Annotated in this window: 20 protein-coding genes; 7 read left to right on the top strand and 13 right to left on the bottom strand. The window is 54.7% G+C overall.

The window, feature by feature from the left end:
* The first annotated feature begins 129 nt into the window (after positions 1-129).
* On the top strand, positions 130-1,581 hold the full coding sequence (locus MTX78_RS15725) for a M48 family metalloprotease (protein WP_243796152.1): 1,452 nt from the start codon (positions 130-132) through the stop codon (positions 1,579-1,581).
* Positions 1,582-1,606: 25 nt separating this feature from the next.
* Here the strand turns inward: MTX78_RS15725 and MTX78_RS15720 are convergent, their stop codons facing one another.
* The 4 genes from MTX78_RS15720 to MTX78_RS15705 form a co-directional block, all read right to left on the bottom strand.
* Complete coding sequence (locus MTX78_RS15720; RefSeq protein ID WP_243796151.1) at positions 1,607-2,179, bottom strand: hypothetical protein; 573 nt, start codon at positions 2,177-2,179, stop codon at positions 1,607-1,609.
* A 94-nt stretch (positions 2,180-2,273) separates the two neighbouring features.
* Positions 2,274-2,483, bottom strand: coding sequence for a zinc ribbon domain-containing protein YjdM (locus tag MTX78_RS15715; protein WP_243796150.1), 210 nt, complete (start codon positions 2,481-2,483; stop codon positions 2,274-2,276).
* Positions 2,484-2,527: 44 nt separating this feature from the next.
* Positions 2,528-3,625, bottom strand: coding sequence for a redox-regulated ATPase YchF (gene ychF / locus MTX78_RS15710; RefSeq protein WP_243796149.1), 1,098 nt, complete (start codon positions 3,623-3,625; stop codon positions 2,528-2,530).
* 246 nt (positions 3,626-3,871) lie between these two features.
* Positions 3,872-4,228: a DUF3276 family protein gene (locus MTX78_RS15705; RefSeq protein WP_243796148.1), complete on the bottom strand. Its 357-nt coding sequence runs from the start codon at positions 4,226-4,228 to the stop codon at positions 3,872-3,874.
* Between the two features lie 265 nt (positions 4,229-4,493).
* On the opposite strand from MTX78_RS15705, the gene MTX78_RS15700 reads away from it, so the two are divergent.
* Complete coding sequence (locus MTX78_RS15700; RefSeq protein WP_243796147.1) at positions 4,494-5,414, top strand: DUF58 domain-containing protein; 921 nt, start codon at positions 4,494-4,496, stop codon at positions 5,412-5,414.
* Between the two features lie 102 nt (positions 5,415-5,516).
* On the opposite strand, the gene MTX78_RS15695 is transcribed toward MTX78_RS15700, so the two are convergent.
* The gene (locus MTX78_RS15695) at positions 5,517-8,411 is read right to left on the bottom strand and encodes a T9SS type B sorting domain-containing protein (protein WP_243796146.1); all 2,895 of its coding nucleotides are present in this window, start codon (positions 8,409-8,411) and stop codon (positions 5,517-5,519) included.
* Positions 8,412-8,784: 373 nt separating this feature from the next.
* Here MTX78_RS15695 and MTX78_RS15690 point away from each other — a divergent pair, with 373 nt between their 5' ends.
* Both MTX78_RS15690 and MTX78_RS15685 read left to right on the top strand, forming a co-directional pair.
* Positions 8,785-9,042 carry a hypothetical protein gene (locus MTX78_RS15690; protein WP_243796145.1) on the top strand — a complete coding sequence of 86 codons (258 nt, stop codon included), beginning with the start codon at positions 8,785-8,787 and terminating at the stop codon, positions 9,040-9,042.
* Positions 9,043-9,164: 122 nt separating this feature from the next.
* Positions 9,165-9,362, top strand: coding sequence for a hypothetical protein (locus tag MTX78_RS15685; RefSeq protein WP_243796144.1), 198 nt, complete (start codon positions 9,165-9,167; stop codon positions 9,360-9,362).
* Between the two features lie 4 nt (positions 9,363-9,366).
* On the opposite strand, the gene MTX78_RS15680 is transcribed toward MTX78_RS15685, so the two are convergent.
* The 3 genes from MTX78_RS15680 to MTX78_RS15670 form a co-directional block, all read right to left on the bottom strand.
* Positions 9,367-10,035, bottom strand: a complete 669-nt coding sequence (locus MTX78_RS15680) for a DNA-3-methyladenine glycosylase family protein (protein ID WP_243796143.1) — start codon at positions 10,033-10,035, stop codon at positions 9,367-9,369.
* A 34-nt stretch (positions 10,036-10,069) separates the two neighbouring features.
* Positions 10,070-10,723, bottom strand: a complete 654-nt coding sequence (locus tag MTX78_RS15675; protein WP_243796142.1) for a metallophosphoesterase — start codon at positions 10,721-10,723, stop codon at positions 10,070-10,072.
* A 163-nt stretch (positions 10,724-10,886) separates the two neighbouring features.
* Positions 10,887-11,912, bottom strand: a complete 1,026-nt coding sequence (locus MTX78_RS15670; RefSeq protein WP_243796141.1) for a threonine aldolase family protein — start codon at positions 11,910-11,912, stop codon at positions 10,887-10,889.
* A 98-nt stretch (positions 11,913-12,010) separates the two neighbouring features.
* Here MTX78_RS15670 and MTX78_RS15665 point away from each other — a divergent pair, with 98 nt between their 5' ends.
* Positions 12,011-12,184: a hypothetical protein gene (locus MTX78_RS15665; RefSeq protein WP_243796140.1), complete on the top strand. Its 174-nt coding sequence runs from the start codon at positions 12,011-12,013 to the stop codon at positions 12,182-12,184.
* 168 nt (positions 12,185-12,352) lie between these two features.
* Here the strand turns inward: MTX78_RS15665 and MTX78_RS15660 are convergent, their stop codons facing one another.
* On the bottom strand, positions 12,353-12,847 hold the full coding sequence (locus MTX78_RS15660; protein ID WP_243796139.1) for a metallophosphoesterase family protein: 495 nt from the start codon (positions 12,845-12,847) through the stop codon (positions 12,353-12,355).
* Positions 12,848-13,103: 256 nt separating this feature from the next.
* On the opposite strand from MTX78_RS15660, the gene MTX78_RS15655 reads away from it, so the two are divergent.
* Complete coding sequence (locus MTX78_RS15655) at positions 13,104-13,793, top strand: NUDIX hydrolase (RefSeq protein ID WP_243796138.1); 690 nt, start codon at positions 13,104-13,106, stop codon at positions 13,791-13,793.
* A gap of 87 nt (positions 13,794-13,880) precedes the next feature.
* Here the strand turns inward: MTX78_RS15655 and coaD are convergent, their stop codons facing one another.
* The 4 genes from coaD to MTX78_RS15635 form a co-directional block, all read right to left on the bottom strand.
* Positions 13,881-14,345 carry a pantetheine-phosphate adenylyltransferase gene (coaD, locus tag MTX78_RS15650; protein ID WP_243796137.1) on the bottom strand — a complete coding sequence of 155 codons (465 nt, stop codon included), beginning with the start codon at positions 14,343-14,345 and terminating at the stop codon, positions 13,881-13,883.
* Between the two features lie 86 nt (positions 14,346-14,431).
* Positions 14,432-15,313, bottom strand: a complete 882-nt coding sequence (locus MTX78_RS15645; RefSeq protein WP_243796136.1) for a DUF3822 family protein — start codon at positions 15,311-15,313, stop codon at positions 14,432-14,434.
* A 110-nt stretch (positions 15,314-15,423) separates the two neighbouring features.
* Positions 15,424-15,933, bottom strand: a complete 510-nt coding sequence (locus tag MTX78_RS15640) for an NUDIX domain-containing protein (RefSeq protein ID WP_243796135.1) — start codon at positions 15,931-15,933, stop codon at positions 15,424-15,426.
* Positions 15,934-15,962: 29 nt separating this feature from the next.
* Positions 15,963-16,553, bottom strand: coding sequence for a DUF4126 domain-containing protein (locus MTX78_RS15635; RefSeq protein ID WP_243796134.1), 591 nt, complete (start codon positions 16,551-16,553; stop codon positions 15,963-15,965).
* Between the two features lie 113 nt (positions 16,554-16,666).
* Here MTX78_RS15635 and MTX78_RS15630 point away from each other — a divergent pair, with 113 nt between their 5' ends.
* Positions 16,667-17,116 (top strand): PaaI family thioesterase, encoded by a 450-nt coding sequence (locus MTX78_RS15630; protein WP_243796133.1) that lies wholly within the window; start codon positions 16,667-16,669, stop codon positions 17,114-17,116.
* Positions 17,117-17,383: the final 267 nt, after the last annotated feature.

Genomic DNA, 17,383 nt, shown 5'->3' with positions numbered 1-17,383 from the left:
TGGCGGGCGATAATCTGGCACGACAATGGGTATATAGTAGGGGCCATTGATCTGGCCGCGTAACCTTTCGCCCTATGGAGTTCGTTGCAGACTTGTTTTGTTGCTGTGCTCCACTTTCTCCCTGCTCTTATGTCTACTCTTCTTTCCCACTCCCTGCGCACCGGACTTACGCTAACCCTGTTGCTGCCGCTAGCCGGCTCCCGCTTAGCCGCCACCGAATCGGTGGTGCTGCCTGCCCCGCCGCCGGTGCAGGGCGCTCAGCCCGACCCACAGGTTATTGCCCAATTCGGCTTGCTCAACAATACCGGCCTCCAAAGCTACATCGACAACAAAGGCATGCAGATGGGCCGGATTTCCGATCGGCCAGCTGATGTGAAGGGCTTCACCATCGTCGATTCACCCATCATCAACGCTTTTGCTACCCCTGATGGCCACGTGTACTTCACGCGGGGCATTATGGCGCATTTCAACAATGAGGCGCAGTTCAGCGGTGTGCTCGGCCACGAAATCGGTCATATTACAGCCCGCCACGGCCAGAAGCAGCAAACGCGTTCCACTATTGCCAACGGAGCACTGTTGTTGGGGTCCATCCTTTCGCGGCGGGTGGCGTCTATTGCGGAGCCTGCCTCACAAGTAGTGGGCCTAGGCTTGCTTAAATACGGTCGCGACGACGAAAACGAATCCGATAAGTTGGGCGTGAAGTACTCCAGCAAGATCGGTTACGACCCTGCGTCCATGGCCGACTTCTTCTTAACGCTCCAGCGCACCGAGCAAAGCAGCGGGGCCGCTACGGTGCCCACTTTCCTTTCGTCGCACCCCAACTCTGCCGACCGCTACACCAACGTGAAAAAGCTGGCCCAACAAGCCGAGCAGCAAGCCGGCCGCCAGCTGGCCGTCAACCGCGACCAGTACCTACGCATGATCGAGGGCCTGCCTTACGGCGACAATCCGCGGGAAGGCTACGTAGAGAACAGCGTGTTTTATCATCCCGATCTGAAGTTTCAGTTTCCGGTGCCGCAGGGGTGGAAGTCACAGAATTCACCCAGCCAGTTTCAGATGGCCGAGCCCAACGGGAAAGCCGTTATTATTCTGCTGCCCGCCGGCAATAAGTCGCTCGACGAAACCGCTCAAGCCTTGGTGCAGCAGTTGAAGCTGCAAAACCCTCAAGCCACCCGCACCACCATCAACAACTTCCCCGCTATTGCCATCCAAGGCGACCAGGTGGGGCAAAACCAGTCGGGCCAGCAAGGTATTACGGCTAGCTCGCTTTCCTACGTCATTCAGGATGGCCAGACGCTCTACGCCCTTGTAGGGCTCTGTGGCCCTGGCACCCTGAACACCTACGGTGGTGCGTTCCAGAATGTAGCCCAAGGTTTCCGTCGCCTCACCGATGCCAACAAGCTCAACCGCCAGCCCGAGAAGGTGCGCATCAAAACCGCTAAAGCCGGTCAAACATTGGCACAAGCACTAGCTGCCAACGGTATTCCAGCCAAACGCTACGAAGAGCTAGCCATCCTCAACGGTATGAAGACCACCGATAAGATGACGGCAGGAATGCTGTTTAAAGTAGTAGGGAAGTAGAAGCTTCTTGCTCCGAATAAAAGCGCTAGGCTTCAAGTTTATCGAAGCCTAGCGCTTTTATATGTTCGGCTATTTCTTGCGGATTAAACAGAATCCACACGTCGTCGCCGATAGGCAGTTGAGGAACGAAATTATCTTCTGCATACCAGTTGGCCACGCCCACCTGATGGCTCGCAAAGTGAAGAATCACCAAGTGTGGCTCGTTATAAAACGTATCCTCCTTTTTGCCCTCGGGTCCTTGCTCCGTCCAGGTCTCTTCTTGGTGGCCGTATACCTCAAAGCTGGTTAAGGGCTGACCAATACAGTGTTGCCAATATACAGATGACGGTGTATACCGTTCTGTATCGGTGCAGAAGGATTCGCGTGCTATTCCTAGGCTGTAGGTCATCCAGCCTGCCACGTTTATCCAACTGAGGTATATCGTAGCGCCGTCCGCAAAGATGAGTTCCAGTTGGTGCGAGAGAATATCAGTGCCGTTGTTATTGGTAGTCAGACATTCTACTGGGAATACATCATGATAAACTACTTTTTCTAAACGGAGGCCTAGTACCTGATTTAGTGGGTGACTGATGTGCTGCCGCAATGCTTGCTCCATCATAAATACTTGGGCGGGCACCCAACAAAAACGCCCCAACCGAATCATTCGGCTAAGGCGTTTAAGTTAATATTTGGTTACCGAAGAAACAGCGGCTCTACCCCTTCTTCAAAAACTCGGTCTTCAATACCATGGTACTGCCACCGGCGCGGCCTTCTATTTCGGCGGACGAGTTGGTGAGGCGAATGTTCTTAACCACCGTGCCGCGCTTGAGTGTAAGCGAAGAGCCTTTCACCTTCAGGTCTTTGATGAGCGTTACCGAGTCGCCTTCCGTGAGCAAGTTGCCGTTGCTGTCTTTTACGTCCATTGAGGAGAAGCTGTAGAATCCAAAAAATCCGGCTAAATCCGTGATTAGACGTTGAAGCGGAAGTGCATGATGTCGCCGTCTTGCACCACGTACTCTTTGCCTTCTACAGCCATTTTACCGGCTTCCTTAATTTTAACTTCGGTCTTATATTCCTGGTAATCAGCCAGCTTGATAACCTCGGCCCGGATGAAGCCTTTCTCGAAGTCGGAGTGGATGACGCCGGCAGCAGCCGGAGCCTTGTCCCCTTTGTGGATGGTCCAGGCGCGTACCTCCTGCACGCCCGCCGTGAAGTAGGTAATCAGGTTGAGCAGAGAGTAAGATGCGCGAATCAGGCGGTTCAAACCCGACTCGGTGAGGCCGTATTCGCCCAAGAACATCTCTTTTTCCTCGGGGTCTTCCATCTCCGCAATCTGCGACTCGATGGCGGCTGAAACGAGTACTACTTCAGCACCTTCCTGCGCTACGTGGGCCTGTAAGGCAGCAGTGTGAGCGTTGCCGTTCGTGATGCTAGCTTCGTCCACGTTGGCCACGTAAATAACTGGCTTGATGGTGAGCAACTGCAAATCGGCTACTGCTTCCAACTCTTCGGGCGTGGCTTGCACAGCCCGGGCATTCTGGCCGCCTTCCAGCGCCGCCTTGAACTTCTGCAACGCGGCCACTTCCTTCTTCGCTTGGGCGTCGCCGCCTTTGGCGCTGCGCTCCGACTTCGCCAGCTTCTTGTCTACGCTCTCCAAATCTTTGATTTGCAGCTCGGTATCAATTACGTCTTTGTCAAACACCGGATCAACGCCACCCGCTACGTGTACAATGTTGGGGTCGTCGAAGCACCGCACTACGTGGATGATGGCATCTACCTCGCGAATGTTAGCCAGAAACTTGTTGCCGAGGCCTTCGCCTTTGGAAGCACCTTTCACAAGGCCCGCAATATCTACGAACTCGATGATGGTGGGTAGTACCCGCTTAGGGTTCACCAACTGCTCCAAAATCTGGAGCCGCTCGTCGGGCACGGTAATCACGCCCACGTTCGGCTCGATGGTGCAGAAGGGGTAGTTAGCCGATTCGGCTTTGGCGTTGGAAAGAGCGTTGAAAAGCGTGGATTTGCCGACGTTCGGCAGGCCGACGATACCGCAGCGGAGACCCATATGGTGAAGTGGTGAAAAGGTGAAATAGGGAGTTGGCGTTCAAGTCGCGCAATTCGGGTGCAAAGGTAGGGCGTTTTGCACGGCTTTGTTGTGTATACTTCGTGCTAGTATATGTAGGCGCTCCAAACCAATAAGGCGACACCAAGGCCTATAGCACAACGGCGCGCACCAATGCTTGATTGGTGCGCGCCGCGCGAGGTGAAGCCGGTATAAGAGTAATTACTGTATCGCTAGGCTTCGTAAAGATTAATAAGTTTCTTCGGCGCGGTTGGGGTTAAAGCCATTTTCGCCGTCATGGTGATGGTCGTAGGCTGGCCGCGGGCGGTCTAGCTCGGCTACCTCCTCGGGAGTAAGCAACTCCTCGCGGACATATTCCACTGCGTCCTGCAGCGCATCAACGAATTTCAAAAAGTCCTCTTTATAGAGAAAGATTTTGTGCTTCTCGTATGAGAAGGTATCATCGTCGCGCAGCTTGCGTTTGCTTTCCGTAATGGTCAGATAATAATCCTGTCCACGGGTGGCTTTCACGTCGAAGAAATACGTGCGTTTGCCAGCCTTAATACGTTGCGAATAAATTTCTTCTTGGTCGTGACGGTCTTCCACAGTGCCTTCTGTAAGGTTTAACTATTCTAAGATGATTGAAGTGTGTCGAAAAATACGGCCTTCCTTGCAGATATAAAAATTTAAAGGGCAGCTTTTTTAAATCGGGTTCCGGTACCTTTGTTTAACAACCCCGCCTGGGGTGCTTCAAACAGGTCTTTTTGAACTAGAAACTGCACTATAAGGGTTAATAATAGTAAACGTACAGCTTGAAATATTCCGTTGAACTGGAAAATTCCTGTTCACTTGGTTTTTGAATCTTCCGCTTATGCCCCAGTTGCTTGACCTAGTCGCCGTCCGCTCGTTTGAAAACCTAGAATTCCTGGCTCGCCAGTTAGTGGAAGGCTTCATCACCGGGCTTCATCAGTCGCCTTACCATGGCTTTTCGGTGGAGTTTTCCGAGCACCGGCTCTACAACCCTGGCGAAAGCACGCGCCACCTCGACTGGAAAGTATTCGCCCGTACCGACAAGCTATTTGTAAAGCGCTACGAAGAGGAAACCAACTTGCGCTGCCACCTACTGCTCGATGTAAGTCCGAGCATGTATTATCCCGCCCCTAGCCATGATAAGCTGCGCTTTGCGGTGCTATGTGCAGCAGCTATTACTACGTTGCTGCAAAAGCAGCGCGACGCAGTAGGGCTTGTCACCTTCGCTGACAAGGTAGAGCTACAAACGCCAGTGCGCAGCACCAGCACCCACCGCCACACGCTGCTACTCACGTTGCAGCAATTGCTGGAGCGGCCCGCCCCGCCTCGCAGTGCCACTACCGATGTGTCGGGCGTGATTCATGCTATTGCGCAGCAAATCCCGAAACGCTCGTTGGTGGTGCTTTTTTCCGACATGTTGGGCCGGGCCCCCGAAGAGCAAACCGCCACGCTGGCTGCCCTTCAGCACCTGCGTCACCAAAACCACGAGGTGTTGCTCTTTCACATCATGGACCGCGCCACCGAATCCGATTTCGACTTCCAGGACCGTCCCTACGTGTTCGAGGATTTGGAAACCGGCGAAACAGTGAAGCTACAACCCTCCCAGGTGCGCGAACAGTACCGCGCCGCCATGCAGAAATACGAGCACGAGTTGATTCTGCGGTGCGGACAGTACAAAATCGACTTCGTGCCCGTTGATATTCGGGAGCCGTTCGACAAAGTGCTGTATGCCTACCTCGTCAAACGCGGCAAAGTGCGGTAGAAGAAAGCAATGAGCTGAAGCAACCAGACCGTATCACGCAGTTAACAAAAAGCCCGCTACTTGTAGCGGGCTTTTTAGTGTTGGAAGCGAAACCGATAGAAGCTAGCGAGTGACCTGTAGCCAGCCTTTGTAGGTACGTTTGGTTTGACTGACGTTGTTGAACTCGACCTCGGCCTGGTAGTAGTATACACCTTCTACCACCGAAGGCGCTACCCCACTTTCGGTCCGGCTGCCGCCGCCGGTCCAGTTGATGAGCGGATCAGAGCTACTATCGTAGATCTTAACGCCCCAGCGGTTGAAGGCCATGAAATGCGTACGGCGAATAGGCGTGAATACCTTAGGCCGGAAGGTGTCATTTTTACCGTCACCATTGGGCGTGAAGATGTTAGGCAGCAAAAACAGCTGGCAATCTTCTTTGCACTCGCGGTTGCTGCGCACACTGCGAATCCCGCTCGAATCCACGGCCTGCACCGCGTAGCAGCCCACCTCTGATGGTAGATTCTGGTGCTGATACGACAGCTGCGTACCTGGTACCGACGTTAGCAAGCGCAAGGAGTCTTCGCTGTTCGGCGAATAATAGATGTCATACGAGACAATGCCGCGGCTACAGTCCGTGGGGGTATTGCTTAGCGTCCAACTTAAGCTGTTGGTGTACACGGGGCCACTGACAGGCGTTACGGGCAACTCAAACAGCCGGCTAGCCAGACTATCACAGTTGGAACGCCTGAGGGTAAGCACTGGCGCGCACGGCAGATTTCGTACCGTGACACACAGTTGCTGGCTCAGGTTGAGTAATTGGTCGGGAAGCCGGGGGGAATTGTAGGTGCCATTGGTTTCCACGTAGTAGCAATACGTTTGTCCTTTCAACAGGCGCTGCGTGGCCGTGCCTTCGTCGCGGTAGGTGCCGCCGGTTGCCGTTCCGGTCGTCGTGCCGATGCGTACAAAGGCTGTAGCGTTTGGGTCTTTGCGATAGATGATGGTTGGGCTACGGGTATTGTCCCAAGGCACGGTGTACGTCCACCGCAGTATCACGGCATTTTGCTCGCCAACGTTCACTGCCTGAAACGCAGTGCCGTCCAGCCGAACGCTCGAAGCCGGAGTGGCGGTTTCCGCTACTAGGTTCTGGCTAAGAAGCTCTACTCGGTAGCTGTAAGAACGGTTCTGAGTGTCCAGAGACGGGTCCCGATCTATATAAGTCGTGTCGTTCGGAACACTGTTGAGCGCAATCAAAGAGCCAATTGGGGTGAAAGGGCCGCTGTTGGTGGCCGCCCGCGACACCCGAAACTGACGAGGCTCCGTTAGCTCTGGGATGCGCTTCGGCTTGCTCCACCGCACCGTAATCTGGCCATTGCTAGCTGCCGTCTGATCCACGGTCACGTTGCGAATTACCAGTGGCCGGCCAGCAAAGTCGATGCAGGCTTCTTCGGACGCTAAGCTTGCTCCACGGCCCGGCAACGGGAAATCCACGTAGATGCGGTAGCAATACGTTTTGCCCTGCTCCAAGCCCTGGGGGCCTCCGTTGTCAACGTATTCCACCAAATCGTTGGTGTCAGTGTAGGTGAGCACCGCAATCTGCGTGTACCCTGCTGAGGCTGGTATGCCCGTCTGACAAGGCCCAAAAACGGCTCCCGACTGATTTTCTCTGCGATAAATCAGAACTCGTGCCCCAGGTCGGCGGCAGATGTAGCTGCGCCAGCTTAGTATGGCTGATCTGCTATTGGGTGGCCCAGGCCTTACTTGCAGGTTCTGCGGAGCGGGCCCAATGACGGTGATATTCCAGGTTTTGATGTCGGTTAGCGGCACCGGATTGAGGCCGGGAGGTTGGTTTTCCGCATTGAAAATCACCTGGGTGGGGCTGGCCCGAATGTCGGCGCAACTAGGAGTCCAGCGGAAGGTGCCGGTGGCGGTCGGTGGGCCAGGCGAGGCTTGCGTGAAGGTGGCCGGTGGCAAGACGCCACTGTTCGCATACAGCCGAATCGGGTTGCCATTTGGGTCAGTGGCCGTTACGTTGCCTACCACGGGCGTACCCGCTACCACGCACAGGTCGGGTGGAATAACAAGGTTCGGCAGCCGGTTGGTAGTTGGACGCACCGTTACTTGCATGTCCCGGATTACCTCACTAATCAGCCGATAAAACCCGCCCGGAATGCGCCGAAATTCCTTGACTTTGAAAGCGAAGTTGTATTCCCCTGCCTTGCCCGGCGAATTCCAGGTGATGTCCCCAGTGATGGGATTCATTTGGAACGTAGAAGTGTCTCCTGGTATGCCCACCGGCGGACCAGGATAAGCTACTTGTCTTCCGTTGTCGCTGGCTGGCGTAAGGTTGTTTGGTCGGACATACCCCAAGGCGGTGGTCGGCATAGGGGCACAGCCAGGCACTGTCGTTAGCTCGCCAGCTTGCTGGCTCCTTATTAACTGATACGCTATGGAGTCACCATCTGCATCGTACGCTGCTGGATTGTGCCGAAACACTTGCGCGATAGTAGCGTCGTCGAGCGCTGGCCGCCGAAGCACCGGGGAACGGTTTTGCAGCAGTGAGGGGTCAATGGTAACCGTAGTAGCAATATAGAAAGACTGAGAATCGGGGTTTCGGATATTTAAAATTGTTCCGTTACGGTTTTCACCGATAAAACTGACTACGTAAGGGCTTGTACTGGCCGCATTGTAGGTGTGCTCAAAGTCGTAGGTGTAGCGCCGGATGCCAGGTCTTATCAAGACGTCCGTAGTTCGAGGAACATTTCGGTTGCAAGACCCGTCGCCGAAGAAAATAGCAGCAGTTAGTTGATCGGGTATCATCCCGCCGGGCTGCGAGCAGTACAGCGTCAACCGAAAAAATATCCGCCGCGGGTTGTAATTGGCGGTGGTATCAACTTTCGATTGAATGTCGCCGGCCCGAATATGCGAGGCTTGCGTTGAGAATGAAATACTCATCATCCCTACCAAAAGCACCAGCAATACCCCAATCCGAGTTAAACGAAATAGTAGCGAATACGTCATAAATGCAGGTAATGGCGGAGAAGGTAGGTGTAAGTAGAGAAGGTGGCGTGGCGCCAAGACTAATCTAGAAAAATAAGCTCGTAGAGTGCTGAAAACTAGCTGAATTCGGTGACATATTCTGCTCTGCTCGTTGTCTTAAAGTTGCAGATTCAACTGAGCAGCTTTTCTCGACGATAAGGATGCGCTGCTACTCTCGAAGGTTGGTTTTGTCTTGAAAATTAAACCGGTACCTATGCACTGGCAGCTGCTTATAGTTTAGCAAAACCCGCTTCTGAAGTGAACTGTTAAGAGCGACAAAACTTAAAGACTCAGGTCTTCGTCTTGTTGCAAGGAAGTGTACCCTTAGGCACTGTGAGTTTTACCTTGAAATCAAATGCGTGTGTGGTACTGCCGGGTGTGCGGGCTAGATTATGATGCGTCACCGTGGGGACCAGACGGCCAGTCGCCAGATCATAGCATCTGTGAGTGCTGTGGAGTGGAATTTGGCTACGAAGACTACACCCCCGATAGTGCCCGGCAGTATCGGGCTAAGTGGCTTGCCAGTGGAGCTGCCTGGTTTTATCCCAAGATAAAGCCCCTCGATTGGCAACTGGAAGTGCAATTGCAGCTAGTGCCACCGCGCTATCAATAGCTTGCTGCCATTAGCAATTAAAGAAAAGTACAGTTGTTCTGCGGGTACAAAACAGCCCGTTGCTTGTTCATCTACCTTCCAAGGGTCACACAAGGGCCTCACTACGTACCTCTGTTCATGCTATGCTCGTCAATATTCTTTGCGCGCTGTTTTTCCTCTGCATACCCTCCGCGCTCATCACGGCCTACATTGCCCACATGAACGACCGGTCATTGTGGCGGTGGTTGCTGTTTGGCTTCTGCGTGCCCTATCTGGCGGCTGTGGTGGCGATGGTCGTGACGTATCTCGACCAAAAGCGGACCGGTGAAGTAGACGAGTAGGCGTTTATGCCGCGGGCTGATTGTCCAAGGACTGCCACAAGTATTTGCATGCCAGCGAGCGGTACGGCCGCCACGGCTCGGCTAATTCGGTCATGCGGGTGAGGAGGGCCTTGCCCGTTTCGGGTAGGTGGTAGTGCTTGCGCATGGCGTTTTGAATGCCTAGGTCGCCTTCCGCAAACACGTCGGGCTGGTCTAAAGCAAACATTTGGAGCATTTGGGCCGTCCAGCGGCCGACGCCTTTTATTTGGGTCAGGTGGCGGGTGAAATCATCTTCGGAAAGCTGGCTGAGGTGGGCGTGGTCGAGTTGGTCGCGCTGAGCGAAGTCGGCAATGGCCCGCAAGTAGCCGGCTTTTTGGCGCGACAGTCCGGCAGTGCGTAGGTCCTCTTCCGTCAACGCCAGCAGTGCGGCCGGTTCGGGGTAGCCATCTGGCGGAAACAGCGTTTGCACTTTGCGCCAAATGGCAGCGGCGGCTTTGGTGGAAATCTGTTGGCTGACAATGGCCCGGAGCAAGGCTACATACAGGTCTTCGTGCGCGGAAGGGAGTATCGGCTGGCCCCGGTCGATAATGCCAGCCAGCACCGGGTCGGCCTGACGCAGGTGTGCCAGGGCCGCCTCCGTTGAATTCGTTGGTAGGGTAGGAGGAAAAGCAGGTTTGCGCGGAGCAGCAGGCATGAGCAGATAGGATAGAAGGCGTGAAGCTAGAGGCTCAATTTATGTCGATGGATACGGTTGGAATGAGGAATTCGTCGAGCAACTCACCGGCATGGGAAACCCGAATGCCCGTAAGACACTGTCCTAGGTAAGCGCCCGTGTCAATATTGAATACATTGGCTTCGGCATCGTAGGTGGGCTCGCCGTAGGGCGTTGGGGTGTGCCCAATTACTTGGCGTTTGCCCACGTTCAGCAAGGGGCCCCGGCGCCACAGGATACCATCAGGATGCGTTTCACTGAGTGGGTCAGGGGTATCAGCTATGCCGGCGTGGCTGATTAGTAGGTAGGCATTTTCCCATAGCAACGGCCGCCGGGCCAGCCAGGCTAAGTGAGCGGTAAGCAGTGTGGGCCGGCCAGCGTATTGCTGTACGGTGAAACGGCCACCCCATTCCAGCCACGGCGGAAAAGGCCCCCGCGGGCCGAAATGTTGGAGCATGGAAGCCTCATGGTTGCCTTTCAGAAACACTGTGCGGCCAGGAAAGCGCTCCTCCAACTCGATGGCCAAATTAATGCACTCCGGCGCAAAATTTCCCCGGTCTATCAAGTCGCCAGCTTGGACCAGGAGTTCTTTATCGGGCTGCCAGTATTGAAGCAACTTCTCGAAAGTATGGAAGCAGCCATGGACATCACCAATTATAAAGAGGTTCATAAACAGATGTACGAAAGAGAGCGGTAGGGCAAATGCTGAAACAGAAAGTTGCTAATGGCAGCTGTCTGAAAGCGCATCTGTAGTACGCAAGCCCAGTTGTTAGTAGAGTCAAGCCAGTACACTAAGGCGCACTGGCCTGACTTTAAAGGTGGATAGCTACGAACTAGAGACTTTTTAGGACTTTTTCCAAGCGCGTAATCATTTCGTCGTTGATATCTAGGTGCGTCACAAAGCGAATCATTTGCGGACCAAACGAAGCCGCCTTGATACCCTGTTCTTCGAGCCGCGCCAGAAACTGCTCGGCCGGCATTTCCGGCTTCAGGCGGAACATGACCAAGTTGGTTTCAACGGCCAGCACTTCCGCTACATACGCCTGCAACGCCAGGGTGGCTCCTACTTGCTGGGCCCGACGATGGTCGTCGGCTAGGCGTGCGACGTTGTGCTCGAGGGCATACAGGCCTGCCGCCGCTAAGTAGCCTGCTTGCCGCATGCCACCACCCAGCACTTTGCGGATGCGCTTGGTTTTCTGAATAAAGGCCTTGCTACCGAGCAGCACCGAACCAACTGGTGCCCCCAATCCCTTCGACAAGCAAACGGAAATGGTATCGAAAATGCGGCCGTAGTCGGCAGCTTGCTGACCAGTGGCCACAAGCGCGTTGAAAATACGGGCGCCATCAAGGTGTAGGGGAATGCGGTGGCGCTGGGCCACCTCGGCAATGGCTTCCAATTCTTGGAGGTTGTAGCAGCTGCCGCCGCCGCGATTGTGCGTGTTTTCCAGGGATATAAGGCTCGTGGTGGGGTAGTGCACGTTGACGGGGCGAATGGCAGCTTCCACCTGGGCGGCTGTCAGGCGGCCTCGCTCACCAGGCAGCAACGCCACGGAAGCCCCCGAGTTGAAGGCAATGCCGCCTACTTCCCACAAATAAATATGGGAGTTCTGCTCGCACACCACTTCCGACAACGGTTCGGTGTGGGCTTTGATGGCAATTTGGTTGGTCATGGTGCCCGAAGGGCAAAACAAGCCGGCTTCCAGCCCGAAGCGGGCAGCTGCTTCTTGCTCCAAGGCGCGTACGGTAGGGTCTTCTTCGTATACGTCGTCGCCGACGGGTGCTTTGAACATGGCCTCCAGCATGGCAGGAGTGGGGCGCGTGACGGTATCAGACCGCAAATCAATCAATGAATTCATCATCAGTGGAGAAGGGAAATAAGGGAAAGGTTTCCCGGTTTCAAATTTATAACTTACTTTTGCCCCTCCTTTACAGAAAGACCTTAACCGACCCGGAAAAAATGAGCACTACCCGACTGAAGCGCAAGCACCGCAAGAACATTGCCCGCGCTAACAACAAGCAGACTATCATCAAGCAATTGCTGTTGACTCCCGTTCTCAAGAACGTGGATATTGAAGAACTGAAAGCCCGTTTCCCTAAGACCGGCGAAGCTAAAACGGAAGCTGCGGCCTAAGCTGCGAACCATCTGGCACACCCGACCCCGGTGTCGGTGGGTTACGGTCAGAATCAAAAAGCGTCTTTCCTGTATAGGAAAGACGCTTTTTTAGTTTCCGGCTGTGTTTCTGGTTGTCTGGTGTGAAACACCTCTGCCTAGCCGAAATGCGCTGCAACAAGCCACCATTTATTTCGGACCGAGCTCAATTACTTGCAACTGTTGCACTTTGCCTGCAACTACCTCAAAGCGTAAAAGCGTACGCACCTTGTGAAAGCCGTGGCGGCCGGCGGCACCAGGGTTTAAGTGCAGCAAACCGAGCTTGGCATCCGGCATGACTTTAAGAATATGCGAATGGCCGCTTATAAAGAGGCCGGGCCGTTCTTGTTGTAGCAGCGTCCGCGCCGCCGGGCTGTAATGGCCGGGGTACCCCCCAATGTGCGTCATTAGCACGCGCAAGCCCTCGATGTCGAAGGCCTGTACCAGCGGCTGGGTGTCGCGCACGTCGCGGCCATCAATATTGCCATACACGCCACGTAGCGGAGCAAGGGCGGCTAGCTCTTCGGCTACGGCAGCGGTGCCGAAGTCGCCGGCATGCCAAATTTCGTCGCAGCCGCTTACGTGGTGCAAGATTCGCTCGTCGAGGTAGCTATGGGTGTCGGAGAGCAGACCGATTTTCTTCATCCGGCGAAGGTAACATGTGAGGTGATGTGACAGTGAAATAGTAGGTTTAACGTTCCAAACGTGGAATCGGGGGCCGGCTAGTGTCAAGTTTAGGGGTTGCGGGGCTGGTTGTTTTGGCACTTTAACAACTCAACCGGCGGCATCCCGTATCTTGCCCGTCTGCCTTGGGCTTTCGTTTGCCAAGATTTATGTTGTGCTTTGCAGCGGGCCGCGGCCTGCATTTCTCCTAGTTTGTAGCCCTCCAGATTACCCCGCGATGAACGTCTTCATCAACGATATACCGCTGATCATCAAGAAGAACAGCGACAAAGTATACAAGCACAAGTACGACCTGATTCTGAATCCGGAAGACGAATTCACGTCCAAAGACCTGGTAGGCGACGTGCTGGTGCGCGACGTCACAGACGTGTTTGTAGACCGGCTACTACGGCTGATGGAAGTGAAAAAGCTGAAGAAGCTCACTTCTTTAACCATGCTAGCCCGCAAAAAGAGCCGCCTGATCCTGCACCTGAAAGATCAATTTCGCATTGTGAAAGCCGCCGGTGGCCTAGTGGTGAAGCAAGGGAAAGTGCTGATGATTTATCGGCTAGGGAAGTGGGATTTGCCGAAAGGCAAGCTTAAGAAAGAGGAGGATCCTAGCCTTGGTGCGTTGCGTGAGGTGGAAGAAGAGTGCAACATCAAGGTAGAACTAGGCGACAAACTGCCAAGCACGTGGCACTCGTATGCCTATAACGGCAACAAGATTCTCAAGAAAACCAACTGGTATGTGATGCGCTGCCTCGACGACACGCTCATGAAACCTCAGGCCGAAGAATACATAGAAGAAGTGCGTTGGATGACGCCACAAGAAGCCCTAGCGGTTCTGGACTCATCATACGCCAGTATCGCGCTGGTGATGCGCCATTACCTGAGCGAAATGGCCGGACAAACATCCAGCAAGAACTAAGCAGCCTTACTACCAAAACAGCCGCGGCCACTCAACGATTCCTGATGGGATGTTGAATGGCCGCGGCTGTTTTGGTAGTAAGGCTGCTTAGTGTTGGAATGGTGGGAGCTGGAAGGGCACAAACCCATCAACGTTGCCCCCAAAGCGGTGAATTTCGCGGATGATGGTGCTGCTGATAGCCGCCAGAGTAGGGGAGGTAATCAGGAATACAGTTTCCAACTCTGGATTAACGTGGCGGTTGGCCTGCGCGATGGTGTTTTCGTACTCGAAATCGGTGGTATTGCGCAGCCCCCGCAACAGGTACCGGGCCCCTACTTCGCGAGCAAAATCGGCGGTAAGGCCTTTGTAGGCTTGCACCGATACCCGTGGCTCGTCCCGAAACACGTCCTCAATCATGGCTGTCATTTGTTCGACCGGTAGATAGCGCGTTTTGCTGCTATTGTTACCGATGGCAATGATGATTTCATCAAACAAAGCCGTACCCCGCCGCACTACGTCAAGGTGGCCGTTGGTGAAAGGGTCGAATGAGCCAGGGAAAAGAGCAATCCTCATTAAGCAGGAATTATAACTGAAGAATTGTTTAGCACATAGACAGTTATACGCTTTTACAATCCGTGAATCCGTGAAGCAAAAGCAACCTATTCACACAGGTGAAGGCTGTATAGCTCGAAGAAGCGGTATTCGAAAAGCTCGTTTAAGCGGTAGCTGTAGCTTAGGTCGAAGGGACGGTTGCCAAACTTGATATGGCGAATGTACTTGCGCAGGATGGTGAACAGCTCGGAATCGTGCATCAGGTCGCCCCATACCACCACCGAATCCTGGTCGGGGTTAAGCTGCAATTCCTGCATCACCAGAATCGTGTAGTAGATCAGGTCTTCCGGCGAACTGAAGGCGAAGACGTTGCAGAACTCCGGCCGCTTGTCGCGGATAACGACGATGGTTAGTTCGTGGTGGCCGATGCTGAGGTACAAGCGCCGGGTGGCTCCTGGCTCGCTTTGGTGAATAAGACCTTCGAGCAATGCACTGGTTTGGTGGAGCAGGGTGCCAGCCGGGTACGTGTTTCTAAACCAGGTAGCCAGCACGCTTTCTGTGGCAAAAACGCTGGCTATTTCCTGGCTGCTGTGCGTGTAAGAAAAAACCGTTTCGTGCTGTGTATCCACCGTGTGATGCAGCCGCAGGTAGGTACCCTCGTCGCCAGGCCGCACCAACGGCGCCGGCAGCAGCGTGAAGTGGCGGTTTTGGACAGCTAGCCGAACGTGGTTCCAACCCGGCTGCCCCACTAAGTCGTGGCGGGCGGCCAAGGCTTGTAGCTGTCCTCCGTAGGAAGTGGCGGCTTGCGGCACATAGTCCTCTAGCACCACAAATTTGTTGCGGCGTACATCTGCCACGCCTACGCGCGTCCCGGCCGGACTAACCGTCAGGTAGAGGTTGTAAGCCGCTAGGTTGGTGGGGTCCAGCGTTTCGTCGCGGAGGTAGTGCAAGGCAGCAGGAGCCGGCAGGTGCGACGAAGAAACGGACATAGCAGTGGAAACGCGTGAATCAGCAGGCACAGGCAAAAACGGGTAGGAAGGAAGCCAAAGGTACAAAACCGTGCCTCACCCCCTACTCACCCGCTCAGAATGGGAGAGGGTCATCGTTGAAACCGAATCTGCGGAATAAAGACATCATCCGTGCTGATAATCTGGCGGAGGACCGGGTGAACTTGATTGGGGGGCAGCCGGATAAGCTGCCGAGGCTCCATAAAAGCTAACTTGGTAAGCAGCTGATTTTCAGCGTCGTGTTCAGGGTCATGGCCCAGGTGGGGCGATACGGTGGCGTCGTCGGTGGTTACCTCGAAAAACAGCTCCAGCGCCTGCAAATCATTGCTGCCATACTCGTGCAGGTGCAAAAACCGACCGACCGTTACGGCCAGCCCAGTTTCTTCCTGAAACTCTCGCCGCAAACACTCCTGGATGGTTTCTCCGAACTGCCACCCACCCCCGGGCGGCGACCAGAAGGGGGCATCGTCGGAGAGTAGCCCGCGGTGAGCGGTAAGCAGCAAGGCGCCTTCCTGCACCAGCAGCCCGCATACGCGCACCCGCACCAGGCCTGTGTACGCATCTAGAGGTTGGCTGGCAGAAATAGAGTTTAGAACAGACATGCAATAGATGGAATTTGTAAGAACGAAGCTCAGGTTTTGGGCAGCGGAGCCGCACGCTGGTGCATACGCTGCCGGCGCCAGCGCCGCAACCGAGTGGCAATATACAGCACCAATACCAGCCCCAAACCAGCAGCCAACACCGGCACAAGCAGTGCTAGTACGGTGCCCACCACGGCCAACGTATTTTCGGCGGTGGCTAGCACTGGGTTGGCCAAGCCCGCCGTACCGAACGTGGAACCTGCTCGTAGCAGTGTGGTACCCGTTTGAATAACGCCGGCCGTGCCGCCCCCCACTAGGATGCCTAATCCCCAGCGGATCATTGGGTCGAGGTCGGGGAGGGCTGCCGTCATCAGTACGGTGCCCGCTATAAACGAAGCCGGCGTCGTTATCGTGTCCAGTACATTGTCAACTACCGGAAAATAGTAGCCCAGTATCTCCATAACGGTAGCCGTGCCCAGCGCTCCTACGGCTAGCCAGCTTCCTAGCCACGCAAACCCCGCCGACGGCTGTAGCACGCCAGTGTGATAGGCAATGCTGGCCGCCAACAACGGTACAAACACCCGAAAGCCGCTGCACGCCGCCAACGCCAATCCTAATGCGCCACTCAACAGGTATTCCATACGGTATGTGGTTTGTAGTTGCCAATCAATTTACTGATAAACCAGGGATAGAAAAACCAGAAACAGCGGATTGAAAACCCGCAACCCAAAACCAGAAACTACCTTTGGCCCCGATGAACCCACCCTCTACGCCAACCACCTCCCCCCAAGCCGACGACTCGCTCGAGGCCCGCATCCGCCGCAAGCTTACACGACAGCACTTTATGCACCTGATTGGTGCAAACCTCACCCGTATCGAGCCTGGCCGCGTGGAGGCAGAACTAGTGCTGGGGCAGCAGCATCAGCAGCAAAAGGGATTTGTGCATGGCGGCCTTACCGCCACCATGGCCGACCTAGCGGCGGGCTTTGCGGCCGTCACGCTCGTGCCCGACGACACTGGAGTAGTGACCGTTGAGTTGAAAACTAGCTACCTGCACCCTGGCGTCGGCCAGAAGCTACGCGCCGTAGGCTGGGTGCTGAAAGCCGGCCGCCGCTTACATTTCTGCGAGGCCGAAGTATGGTGCGACGACCTGCTGATTGCCAAAGCCACTGCCACCATGGCGGTAGTAGAGCCGCAAGGCTAACCGTTGAAATGACGCAAGATGCTCGTACAAAGCATTGTGTAAGCTAAACCAATGGTAGAAGCAGGATGGCTATGCCCTGTGGCTTGGTACTCCAAGCAAGGAACGGTAGTGGAATAATGCCTACGGACGAGTGCCATTATTTTCGACAGCAAAGGAAGTAGCTGAGTTGGCGTTGTAGTTGAATTCTAAACGGGAAGACAGCAAACCTGCTCTACAAGATCTTGGTAGCGTTTAGGGCCAAATATAACATCATGACAAGCTGCCGAA

Source organism: Hymenobacter tibetensis, from assembly GCF_022827545.1.
GTDB lineage: Bacteria > Bacteroidota > Bacteroidia > Cytophagales > Hymenobacteraceae > Hymenobacter > Hymenobacter tibetensis.
The sequence above is the reverse complement of the archived record's forward strand: the minus strand, read 5'-3'. Positions and strand labels throughout refer to the sequence as shown.

Excerpts from the sequence above, each read along its gene's own strand:
- MTX78_RS15725 (WP_243796152.1), top strand. The coding sequence starts at position 130 with ATGTCTACTCTTCTTTCCCACTCCCTGCGCACCGGACTTACGCTAACC.
- MTX78_RS15720 (WP_243796151.1), bottom strand. The coding sequence starts at position 2,179 with ATGATGGAGCAAGCATTGCGGCAGCACATCAGTCACCCACTAAATCAG.
- MTX78_RS15715 (WP_243796150.1), bottom strand. The coding sequence starts at position 2,483 with ATGGACGTAAAAGACAGCAACGGCAACTTGCTCACGGAAGGCGACTCG.
- ychF (WP_243796149.1), bottom strand. The coding sequence starts at position 3,625 with ATGGGTCTCCGCTGCGGTATCGTCGGCCTGCCGAACGTCGGCAAATCC.
- MTX78_RS15700 (WP_243796147.1), top strand. The coding sequence starts at position 4,494 with ATGCCCCAGTTGCTTGACCTAGTCGCCGTCCGCTCGTTTGAAAACCTA.
- MTX78_RS15695 (WP_243796146.1), bottom strand. The coding sequence starts at position 8,411 with ATGACGTATTCGCTACTATTTCGTTTAACTCGGATTGGGGTATTGCTG.
- MTX78_RS15690 (WP_243796145.1), top strand. The coding sequence starts at position 8,785 with ATGCGTGTGTGGTACTGCCGGGTGTGCGGGCTAGATTATGATGCGTCA.
- MTX78_RS15685 (WP_243796144.1), top strand. The coding sequence starts at position 9,165 with ATGCTCGTCAATATTCTTTGCGCGCTGTTTTTCCTCTGCATACCCTCC.
- MTX78_RS15680 (WP_243796143.1), bottom strand. The coding sequence starts at position 10,035 with ATGCCTGCTGCTCCGCGCAAACCTGCTTTTCCTCCTACCCTACCAACG.
- MTX78_RS15675 (WP_243796142.1), bottom strand. The coding sequence starts at position 10,723 with ATGAACCTCTTTATAATTGGTGATGTCCATGGCTGCTTCCATACTTTC.
- MTX78_RS15670 (WP_243796141.1), bottom strand. The coding sequence starts at position 11,912 with ATGATGAATTCATTGATTGATTTGCGGTCTGATACCGTCACGCGCCCC.
- MTX78_RS15665 (WP_243796140.1), top strand. The coding sequence starts at position 12,011 with ATGAGCACTACCCGACTGAAGCGCAAGCACCGCAAGAACATTGCCCGC.
- MTX78_RS15660 (WP_243796139.1), bottom strand. The coding sequence starts at position 12,847 with ATGAAGAAAATCGGTCTGCTCTCCGACACCCATAGCTACCTCGACGAG.
- MTX78_RS15655 (WP_243796138.1), top strand. The coding sequence starts at position 13,104 with ATGAACGTCTTCATCAACGATATACCGCTGATCATCAAGAAGAACAGC.
- coaD (WP_243796137.1), bottom strand. The coding sequence starts at position 14,345 with ATGAGGATTGCTCTTTTCCCTGGCTCATTCGACCCTTTCACCAACGGC.
- MTX78_RS15645 (WP_243796136.1), bottom strand. The coding sequence starts at position 15,313 with ATGTCCGTTTCTTCGTCGCACCTGCCGGCTCCTGCTGCCTTGCACTAC.
- MTX78_RS15640 (WP_243796135.1), bottom strand. The coding sequence starts at position 15,933 with ATGTCTGTTCTAAACTCTATTTCTGCCAGCCAACCTCTAGATGCGTAC.
- MTX78_RS15635 (WP_243796134.1), bottom strand. The coding sequence starts at position 16,553 with ATGGAATACCTGTTGAGTGGCGCATTAGGATTGGCGTTGGCGGCGTGC.
- MTX78_RS15630 (WP_243796133.1), top strand. The coding sequence starts at position 16,667 with ATGAACCCACCCTCTACGCCAACCACCTCCCCCCAAGCCGACGACTCG.